The sequence below is a fragment of the Streptomyces sp. SAS_281 genome, assembly GCF_052542855.1.
Genome location: NZ_JBMNDO010000203.1, coordinates 1 through 8,106 on the forward strand (window position 1 = coordinate 1; position 8,106 = coordinate 8,106).

Here is an 8,106-nt window from a genome sequence, read left to right on the forward strand (position 1 = left end):
CTCGCTGGTCGGTCCGGCGTGCGTGGTGCTTGCCCCGGCCCCGTTCCCGTATCGCTCAGCTCTCCGCCGGGGCCACGCCCACCGGGCAGGAGACACCCGTGCCGCCGATGCCGCAGTAGCCGCCCGGGTTCTTGTCCAGGTACTGCTGGTGCGCCGGTTCGGCGGGCCAGAACGGGCGGCCCTCGGCCGGCAGGATCTCCGTGGTGATCTCGCCGTGGCCGGAGGCCGTCAGGACCCGCTGGTACGCCTCCCGGGAGGCCGCGGCGGCCTCCGCCTGCTCGGGGGAGTGGGTGTAGACCGCAGAACGGTACTGCGTACCCACGTCGTTGCCCTGGCGGAAGCCCTGGGTCGGGTCGTGGGACTCCCAGAACAGCTTCAGCAGCTCGGCGTACGTGACGGTCCGCGGGTCGTACACGACGCGGACGGCCTCCGTGTGGCCGGTGAGGCCCGAGCAGACCTCCTCGTACGCGGGATTCTCCGTGTAGCCGCCCTGGTAGCCGGCGAGCGTCGTCCAGACGCCCTCCGTCTGCCAGAACTTGCGCTCGGCGCCCCAGAAACAGCCCAGCGCGAAGTCGGCGGTCTCCAGGCCCTCCGGGTACGGACCGAGCAACGGGTTGCCCAGGACCGTGTGCCGGGACGGGACGGTGAACTCGGGGACGGAACGGCCGCGCAGGGCCTCCTCCGGGGTGGGGAGCTGAGGGGTGCGGCGGTGCAGGAACATGCGGGGGCTCCTCCTGGTTCGGGCGTGCTGTCCGTACAACGCGCGGAGCGGCCTGCGGATTCCTAACGCGGCAGCGACGCCGGGCTGCCGCCGTTCGCCTCGTACCCCGCGACCGCCAGCGCCCGGTACACCGCGTACTCGGCGGCGGGGTCCTCGCTCGCCGTCCACGGCAGCGCGCCCACGTACCCGTCGATGTGCACCAGCTGGTGCACCGCCTCCGACCAGCGCTCCATCCGCACCAGGAACAGCACCAGCAGATGGCGCACGTGCGGCAGCATCGGGTCGTCGGCGCGCGCCGCGTGCACCGCGTACATGGCGCCCTCCACGGCCCGGGTCACCACCTGGCTCTCGTAGAAGCCGCGCACCAGATTGACCTCGGGCAGATGCTCGTACACCGCGAACAGCGGAAGCCCGGCCAGCAGCGAGCCCTGCGGGGCACGGGCGGCGGCGGCCGTCGCGAAGCGCTCGGCCTCCTCGCGCGAGCCGTGCCACCGCTCGCTCCAGAAGTGCAGCGCCGCGATGTGCGCGCCCAGGTGCGCCGGGGCGCGGTCGATGATCTTCGCCCACAGCCGGTCGAACTCCTCGCCGGGATAACCCAGTCCGCGCGCCACCGCCAGCTCCACGATGTACGGGACCGGGTCGCCCGGGGCCAGCAGGGCGGCCTCGCCGATCACCGTACGGGCCTCCTCCAGGATGATCCGGAAGTCGTCCGTACCGGCCGTGGACGAACGCCACGCCTGCTGCACCAGGAACTCCGCGTGCACCGCCGCCGCGCCCGCGTCCTTCGGAGCCTCCGCGCGCCATTTGCGCAGCCACGCCCCGCCGACGCCCGGCTGCCGCAGCAGCTCCAGCGAGGCCGCCCCGGCGAACGCCTGTACCCGCTGCCAGCGCAGTTCGCCCTCCTTCGGCGTCCCGGCCAGCAGCTGGGACGCGGCCCGCCACTCCTGCGTGTGCTGCACGACCTCCAGCACGTCCAGCAGGTCCTGGTCCGGCCCCGGCGTCCGGACGTCCAGCTCCTCCTGGCGCGCGAAGCCGTAGTCCTGCGGATCGGCGGCGTCGGGCGAGCCGGGCGCGGCCAGCCGGATGCCGCCACCGCGCCGGCGCAGCACGTACGGGCCGATCGCGGCGGTCAGCAGACACAGCGCGAGCAGGAACCACAGAATCTCCATGCACCCATTGTCACCGGACGGCCATGTGACCCGTGAGCCCCCTCGTGACGAACTACGCTCGGCCCCATGAGCGACCAGCACAGCTTCGAAACCCGCGCGATCCACGCGGGGAACACCGCCGACCCCCTCACCGGCGCCGTGGTTCCGCCCATCTACCAGGTGTCCACGTACAAGCAGGACGGCGTGGGCGGACTGCGCGGCGGTTACGAGTACAGCCGCAGCGCCAACCCGACCCGCACCGCCCTGGAGGAGAACCTCGCGGCCCTGGAGGGCGGCCGGCGCGGGCTCGCCTTCGCCTCCGGCCTCGCCGCCGAGGACTGCCTGCTCCGGACGCTGCTGACCCCCGGCGACCACGTGGTCATCCCGAACGACGCCTACGGCGGCACGTTCCGGCTGTTCGCGAAGGTCGCCTCGCGCTGGGGCGTGGAGTTCTCCGTCGCCGACACCTCGGACGTGGCGGCGGTCCGCGCGGCGATCACCCCGCGCACCAAGGCGGTCTGGGTGGAGACCCCGTCCAACCCGCTGCTCGGCATCACCGACATCGCCACCGTCGCCCAGGTCGCCCGCACCGCCGGGGCCCGCCTCGTCGTGGACAACACCTTCGCGAGCCCCTACCTCCAGCAGCCGCTGGCGCTCGGCGCGGACGTCGTCGTGCACTCCACCACCAAGTACATGGGCGGCCACTCGGACGTCGTCGGCGGCGCGCTGATCGTCGACGACCCGGACCTCGCGGACGAGCTGGTCTTCCACCAGAACGCGATGGGCGGCGTCGCCGGCCCGTTCGACGCCTGGCTGGTGCTGCGCGGCATCAAGACGCTCGCCGTACGCATGGACCGCCACAGCGAGAACGCCACCAAGGTCGCCGAGCTGCTGACCCGGCACCCCAAGGTCACCCAGGTCCTCTACCCGGGCCTGCCCGAGCACCGGGGCCACGAGGTCGCCGCCAAGCAGATGCGGGCCTTCGGCGGCATGGTGTCCTTCCGCGTCGCGGGCGGCGAGGAGGCGGCGGTCGAGGTCTGCAACCGGGCGAAGCTGTTCACCCTGGGCGAGTCCCTGGGCGGCGTCGAATCGCTGCTCGAACACCCCGGCCGCATGACGCACGCCTCGGCGGCCGGCTCCCCGCTGGAGGTCCCGGCCGACCTGGTCCGCCTCTCCGTCGGCATCGAGAACGCGGACGACCTGCTGGCGGACCTGACGCAGGCGCTCGGCTGAGAGGCGTGAGCGGGTAGAAGGGGCGGGGCCGGGACCCCCCCCCCGCCCGGGCTTCAGGCCGGTTCGTCCTCCAGCGTCGCCCGCACCTGCTCCCGCAGCTCGGGACCGTCGGTGTGCCGGTGGACGGAGACGGCGTGCTCGCTCGCGGCCCGCACGACTTCCTCCTCCTCGCCGGCGATCGTCAGCGAGCAGTCCGTCTCACTCGGATACTTGCGGCAGTCAGCGATTTTCCGGGTCATGACAGCCTCCTGACCACTCCTTACCAGGGTAGTCCGGAACGCCCGGGCCGCCGCGTCTACCAGACCACCACCGGCGTCGTTTCCGCCGGAGGCGTCTCCCAGGGCCGGGCCGCCAGCGCCCACACCGTGAACACCGCCACGGCCGCGACCAGCGCCAGCACCCAGAGCCTGTGCAGCGCCCGCCGTCGTCGCAGCAGCCGCCCGCCCCGCTCCGCCGCCGACGCCGCCAGATCGGCGGGCACCTGCGGACGCGGGCCCTCCAGCATCCGGCGCACCTCGTCCTCGCGGCGCCCGGTCCCGCTCACGGCGCGGCCCCCAGCAGCCGGGCCGGGCCCCGGCGCGGGGTCGGGTTCCTGGTGCCGCGCATCGTGGCCACCGACCGGTTGCAGACCGCGCGCACCCGGTCCTGGGCCAGCCCGAGCAGGGCCGCCGTCTGCTCCTCCGGGACCTCTTCGTACAGCCGCAGCACCAGGATGAGACGTTCCTGCGGGGTCAGCCGGTCCAGCAGGCCGCCGCGCGGCCGGTGGTGGCGCCACGCCTCGCGGGCGAACCGGGCCGCCAGCTCCTGCCGGGCCCGGTCGTACGGGTCCTCGCCCCGCAGCCGCTCCCAGTCGGCGAACGTCCGGGCGAGCGAGGCCGTGAGCAGCCGTCGCGCGTGCGGGTTGGCGCCGGGGTCGTCCGCCGGTTCGGCGGTGAGCAGCGTGGCCGTGTGCAGCAGACGGCCCGCCGCGCCCGCGACGAAGGACTCGAAGTCCGGGGCGCGGCCCCGTCGTGGGCCCGCATGACGCTCTCGCACACGTCAATCCGAGCGCGCCGCGCCGCTCAGGTCAACCCCCGGGGGCCCGGCGGGTGTTCAGTTCGCGGGTGCCGTCTGGTGCGCGGCCTGCCGGGCCGCCAGCGCCGCGTTGAACCGGGTGAGCAGCGCGCAGAACGTGTCCCGCTCCTCCTCGCTCCACCCGTCCGTCACCTGCGACATCAACTCCCGCCGCGAGTCCCGGACCTCGTCCAGCCGGGCCTGGCCGCGCGGTGACAGCTGGAGCACGACCGCCCGGCCGTCCTCCGGGTGCGAGGTCCGCTTCACCAGGCCGGTGTCGACCAGCGGGGCGACCTGCCGGGTCACCGTGGAGGAGTCGATCCCCATCCCGGCGGCCAGCGCCTTGACGCCCATCGGCCCTTCCCGGTCGAGCCGGTTCAGCAGCAGATAGGCCGCACGGTCCATGGAGTTGCGCACCTGGCCCACCCCGCCGAGGCGGGTCTGCTCGGCCCGGCGGGCGAAGACGGCCACCTGGTGCTGAAGGGTGTCGAGAACGTGGTCGGGACCCGGGTTTTCCGGGGCAGCGCCCCCGGAAGGAGACGAGGCAGTCGTCATGTCCTGAGGGGGCATGGCCGGGGGCTCTCTTCGTGCGGTGTCGGATGGGTGGGGGACAGAGTACGCGGCCCCGGGGCAACGCGTACCAGCGCTGCACAAACCTGCGGACATCGGCGCAGGACGGCCCCGCAAGCGGCGGCCGTGACACCTGCGAGCTGCAAGACTTACGGTATGAACTTCCCGTCGCCCGGCAGCTTTCCCTCCGTGATCCTCGATGACGTACGGGGGGCGCAGAAGATGCTCTCCGGGGTCGCCAAAGTCACCCCGCTCGAAGGAAGCCGCCATCTCTCGGGCCTCGTGGGCGCGCCCGTCCTCTTCAAGTGCGAGAACCTCCAGCGGACCGGCTCGTTCAAACTGCGGGGCGCCTACGTGCGCATCTCGGGACTCACCCCGGTCGAACGCGCCGCGGGCGTCGTGGCCGCGAGTGCCGGGAACCATGCGCAGGGTGTCGCCCTCGCGTCTGCGCTTCTCGGCGTACGCTCCACGGTCTTCATGCCCGTCGGGGCACCGCTGCCCAAGGTGGCCGCGACCCGCGAGTACGGGGCCCGGGTGCGGCTGCACGGCACCGTCGTGGACGAGACCCTGGCCGCCGCGCAGGAGTACGCGCGCGAGACCGGCGCGGTGTTCATCCACCCCTTCGACCACGCCGACATCATCGCCGGGCAGGGCACGGTCGGCCTGGAGATCCTGGAGCAGTGCCCCGAGGTACGGACGATCGTCGTCGGCATCGGCGGCGGCGGGCTCGCGGCCGGCATCGCGGTCGCGGTCAAGGCCGTCCGGCCCGACGTGCGCATCGTCGGCGTGCAGGCGGCCGGTGCCGCGTGCTACCCGCCGTCCCTGGCGGCCGACCGCCCCGTCTCCATCGGCATGCTCCAGACCATGGCGGACGGCATCAAGGTCGGGCGCCCGGGAGACGTGCCGTTCGCCCTGGTCAGGGACCTGGTGGACGAGGTGCGTACGGTCTCCGAGGACGAGCTGTCCAGCGCCTTGCTGCTCTGCCTGGAGCGGGCCAAGATGGTGGTCGAACCCGCGGGGGCGAGCCCGGTCGCCGCGCTCCTCAGCGATCCGAAGGCGTTCCACGGCCCGGTGGTGGCGCTGCTCTCCGGCGGCAACGTGGACCCGCTGCTGATGCAGCGCATCCTCACCCACGGCATGGCGGCGGCCGGCCGCTACCTCAGCCTGCGGCTGCGGCTCACCGACCGGCCCGGCGCGCTGGCCGCCATGCTCGGCGTGCTCTCGGTCGCCGACGCCAACGTCCTGGACGTCAGCCACGCCCGTACGGACCCCCGGCTCGGCCTCACCGAGGCGGAGGTGGAGCTGCACCTGGAGACGAAGGGGCCCGAACACTGCGACGACGTGAAGGCGGCGCTGCGGGACGCGGGCTATCTGGTGATGGGCTGACGAGGTGGGACCCGCTCGTGTGTTCACCGGGCGTCGCGCCCCGGGCGTCCCTAGGATCTGGATCCGAGAGGTAGCCATCCGAACGCACTGGGGGAATCCCATATGCCAGGCGCCATCTACGCCGAAGGGCTCGTCAAGACCTTCGGTGACGTCCGAGCACTCGGCGGTGTCGACCTCGACGTGCCGGAAGGGACCGTACTCGGGCTCCTCGGCCCCAACGGGGCCGGCAAGACGACCGCCGTCCGGGTCCTGACGACGCTGCTCAGGCCGGACAGCGGCACCGCCTTCGTGGCGGGGATCGACGTCCTGAAGCATCCCAACGAGGTGCGGCGCTCGATCGGGCTCTCCGGCCAGTTCGCCGCCGTCGACGAATACCTGACCGGCCGCGAGAACCTCCGCATGGTCGGCCAGCTCTACCAGATGAGCGGGCGCGCGGCGAAGGCCAGGGCGGGCGAACTCCTCGACCGCTTCCACCTGTCCGACGCGGCGGACCGCCCCGCCAAGACGTACTCCGGGGGCATGCGCCGCCGCCTCGACCTGGCGGCGGCGCTCGTCGTCTCCCCGCCGGTCATGTTCATGGACGAGCCGACGACCGGCCTCGACCCGCGCAACCGCCAGCAGCTCTGGGAGGTCATCGAGGAACTGGTCGCCGGCGGCACGACCCTGCTGCTGACCACGCAGTACCTGGAGGAGGCGGACCACCTCGCCCACGACATCTGCGTGATCGACCACGGACGCGTCATCGCACGCGGCACCTCCGACCAGCTCAAGGCCCGCATCGGCGGCGAACGCGTCGAGGTCGTCGTCCACGACCCCGAGCAGATCGAGCGGGCCCGCACCGTCCTCACCCGCCTCGGCAAGGGCGAGACCGCCGTCCTGCCGAACATGCGCAAGCTGACCGTCCCGGTCGAGGGCGGCGCCAAGCTCCTCGCCGAGGTCATCCGCGACCTGGACGCCCAGGGCGTGGAGATCGACGACATCGGGCTGCGCCGGCCCACGCTGGACGACGTGTTCATCTCGCTCACCGGCCACGCGGCCGAACAGGAGAAGAACGACGCCGGGACCCCCGGATCGGAGACGGAGAAATGAGCGCCCTCAGCGAAGCCCGTACGACCGCCCCACGGCCGGGCGGCGGCATCGGCCAGTCGGTCCGCGACTCGCTGGTCATCGGCAAGCGCAACCTCATCCGCATGACCCGGATCCCCGAGATGATCCTGTTCGGGATCATCCAGCCGGTCATGTTCGTGGTGCTCTTCACGTACGTCTTCGGCGGCTCGATCGCCATTCCGGGCGCGGGCGTCAGCGCGAGCGCGTACAAGGAGTTCCTGATGGCCGGGATCTTCGCGCAGACCGTGACCTTCGCCACCGCGGGCGCCGGCGCGGGCATCGCGGAGGACATGCACAAGGGCCTCATCGACCGGTTCAGGTCGCTGCCGATGGCCCGGGGCGCCGTGCTGACCGGGCGGACGCTGGCCGACCTGGTGCAGACCGCCGTCACGCTCGTCGTCCTCGCGGGCGTGGCCCTGCTCGTCGGCTGGCGCACCCACGAGAACATCGGCAAGGTCCTCGGCGGCTTCGGGCTGCTCCTGCTCCTCGGCTACGCGTTCACCTGGATCGGCGCGCTGATCGGCCTGACCGTCCGCACCCCGGAGGCGGCCACCTCGGGCGGCCTGATCTGGCTCTTCCCGCTGACGTTCATCTCGAACGCCTTCGTGCCGGTCAACGGGATGCCGACGTTCCTCCAGTACGTCGCCGAGTGGAACCCGTTCAGCGCGACGGTGGCGGCGGCCCGGGAACTGTTCGGCAACACGATCGAAGGCGTCCCGAAGTCGGTGACCGGCGCCTGGCCGATGGAACACCCCGTCTGGGCCTCGCTGATCTGGTCCGTCCTGATCATCGTGGTCTTCCGGACCCTGGCCGTACGCAAGTACCGCTCGGTCTCCCACTGAGCGGCCCCGGACACGGAGGAGCCCCGGCCGCGCGATGCGGCAGATC

10 protein-coding genes are annotated in these 8,106 nt (G+C 72.6%); 4 read left to right on the top strand and 6 right to left on the bottom strand.

Features of this window, described 5'->3' with window-relative positions:
* Positions 1-55: 55 nt before the first annotated feature.
* Both msrA and ACN6LM_RS37070 read right to left on the bottom strand, forming a co-directional pair.
* Positions 56-721: a peptide-methionine (S)-S-oxide reductase MsrA gene (gene msrA, locus ACN6LM_RS37065; RefSeq protein ID WP_445069826.1), complete on the bottom strand. Its 666-nt coding sequence runs from the start codon at positions 719-721 to the stop codon at positions 56-58.
* Between the two features lie 62 nt (positions 722-783).
* Positions 784-1,890: a hypothetical protein gene (locus ACN6LM_RS37070; protein ID WP_445069827.1), complete on the bottom strand. Its 1,107-nt coding sequence runs from the start codon at positions 1,888-1,890 to the stop codon at positions 784-786.
* A 66-nt stretch (positions 1,891-1,956) separates the two neighbouring features.
* On the opposite strand from ACN6LM_RS37070, the gene ACN6LM_RS37075 reads away from it, so the two are divergent.
* Entirely contained in the window at positions 1,957-3,102 is a 1,146-nt protein-coding gene (locus ACN6LM_RS37075) for a cystathionine gamma-synthase (protein ID WP_445069828.1), read from the top strand.
* Between the two features lie 53 nt (positions 3,103-3,155).
* Here the strand turns inward: ACN6LM_RS37075 and ACN6LM_RS37080 are convergent, their stop codons facing one another.
* The 4 genes from ACN6LM_RS37080 to ACN6LM_RS37095 are packed head-to-tail and all read right to left on the bottom strand — an operon-like array spanning position 3,156 to position 4,725.
* Positions 3,156-3,341, bottom strand: a complete 186-nt coding sequence (locus tag ACN6LM_RS37080; protein WP_445069829.1) for a DUF1059 domain-containing protein — start codon at positions 3,339-3,341, stop codon at positions 3,156-3,158.
* A gap of 56 nt (positions 3,342-3,397) precedes the next feature.
* On the bottom strand, positions 3,398-3,646 hold the full coding sequence (locus tag ACN6LM_RS37085) for a hypothetical protein (RefSeq protein ID WP_445069830.1): 249 nt from the start codon (positions 3,644-3,646) through the stop codon (positions 3,398-3,400).
* The gene (locus ACN6LM_RS37090; protein WP_445069831.1) at positions 3,643-4,137 is read right to left on the bottom strand and encodes a sigma factor-like helix-turn-helix DNA-binding protein; all 495 of its coding nucleotides are present in this window, start codon (positions 4,135-4,137) and stop codon (positions 3,643-3,645) included. The genes ACN6LM_RS37085 and ACN6LM_RS37090 overlap by 4 nt, the downstream gene beginning before the upstream one ends.
* A gap of 57 nt (positions 4,138-4,194) precedes the next feature.
* Positions 4,195-4,725, bottom strand: coding sequence for a MarR family winged helix-turn-helix transcriptional regulator (locus ACN6LM_RS37095; RefSeq protein ID WP_445069832.1), 531 nt, complete (start codon positions 4,723-4,725; stop codon positions 4,195-4,197).
* Positions 4,726-4,881: 156 nt separating this feature from the next.
* Here ACN6LM_RS37095 and ilvA point away from each other — a divergent pair, with 156 nt between their 5' ends.
* The 3 genes from ilvA (at position 4,882) to ACN6LM_RS37110 (ending at position 8,060) form a co-directional block, all read left to right on the top strand.
* Positions 4,882-6,111, top strand: a complete 1,230-nt coding sequence (ilvA, locus tag ACN6LM_RS37100) for a threonine ammonia-lyase (RefSeq protein WP_445069833.1) — start codon at positions 4,882-4,884, stop codon at positions 6,109-6,111.
* A 102-nt stretch (positions 6,112-6,213) separates the two neighbouring features.
* Positions 6,214-7,200: an ATP-binding cassette domain-containing protein gene (locus ACN6LM_RS37105; protein ID WP_445069834.1), complete on the top strand. Its 987-nt coding sequence runs from the start codon at positions 6,214-6,216 to the stop codon at positions 7,198-7,200.
* Entirely contained in the window at positions 7,197-8,060 is an 864-nt protein-coding gene (locus ACN6LM_RS37110; RefSeq protein ID WP_445069835.1) for an ABC transporter permease, read from the top strand. The genes ACN6LM_RS37105 and ACN6LM_RS37110 overlap by 4 nt, the downstream gene beginning before the upstream one ends.
* The last annotated feature ends 46 nt before the right edge of the window (positions 8,061-8,106 follow it).

Coding starts and splice junctions, on each gene's coding strand:
- msrA (WP_445069826.1), bottom strand. CDS start 721: ATGTTCCTGCACCGCCGCACCCCTCAGCTCCCCACCCCGGAGGAGGCC.
- ACN6LM_RS37070 (WP_445069827.1), bottom strand. CDS start 1,890: ATGGAGATTCTGTGGTTCCTGCTCGCGCTGTGTCTGCTGACCGCCGCG.
- ACN6LM_RS37075 (WP_445069828.1), top strand. CDS start 1,957: ATGAGCGACCAGCACAGCTTCGAAACCCGCGCGATCCACGCGGGGAAC.
- ACN6LM_RS37080 (WP_445069829.1), bottom strand. CDS start 3,341: ATGACCCGGAAAATCGCTGACTGCCGCAAGTATCCGAGTGAGACGGAC.
- ACN6LM_RS37095 (WP_445069832.1), bottom strand. CDS start 4,725: ATGCCCCCTCAGGACATGACGACTGCCTCGTCTCCTTCCGGGGGCGCT.
- ilvA (WP_445069833.1), top strand. CDS start 4,882: ATGAACTTCCCGTCGCCCGGCAGCTTTCCCTCCGTGATCCTCGATGAC.
- ACN6LM_RS37105 (WP_445069834.1), top strand. CDS start 6,214: ATGCCAGGCGCCATCTACGCCGAAGGGCTCGTCAAGACCTTCGGTGAC.
- ACN6LM_RS37110 (WP_445069835.1), top strand. CDS start 7,197: ATGAGCGCCCTCAGCGAAGCCCGTACGACCGCCCCACGGCCGGGCGGC.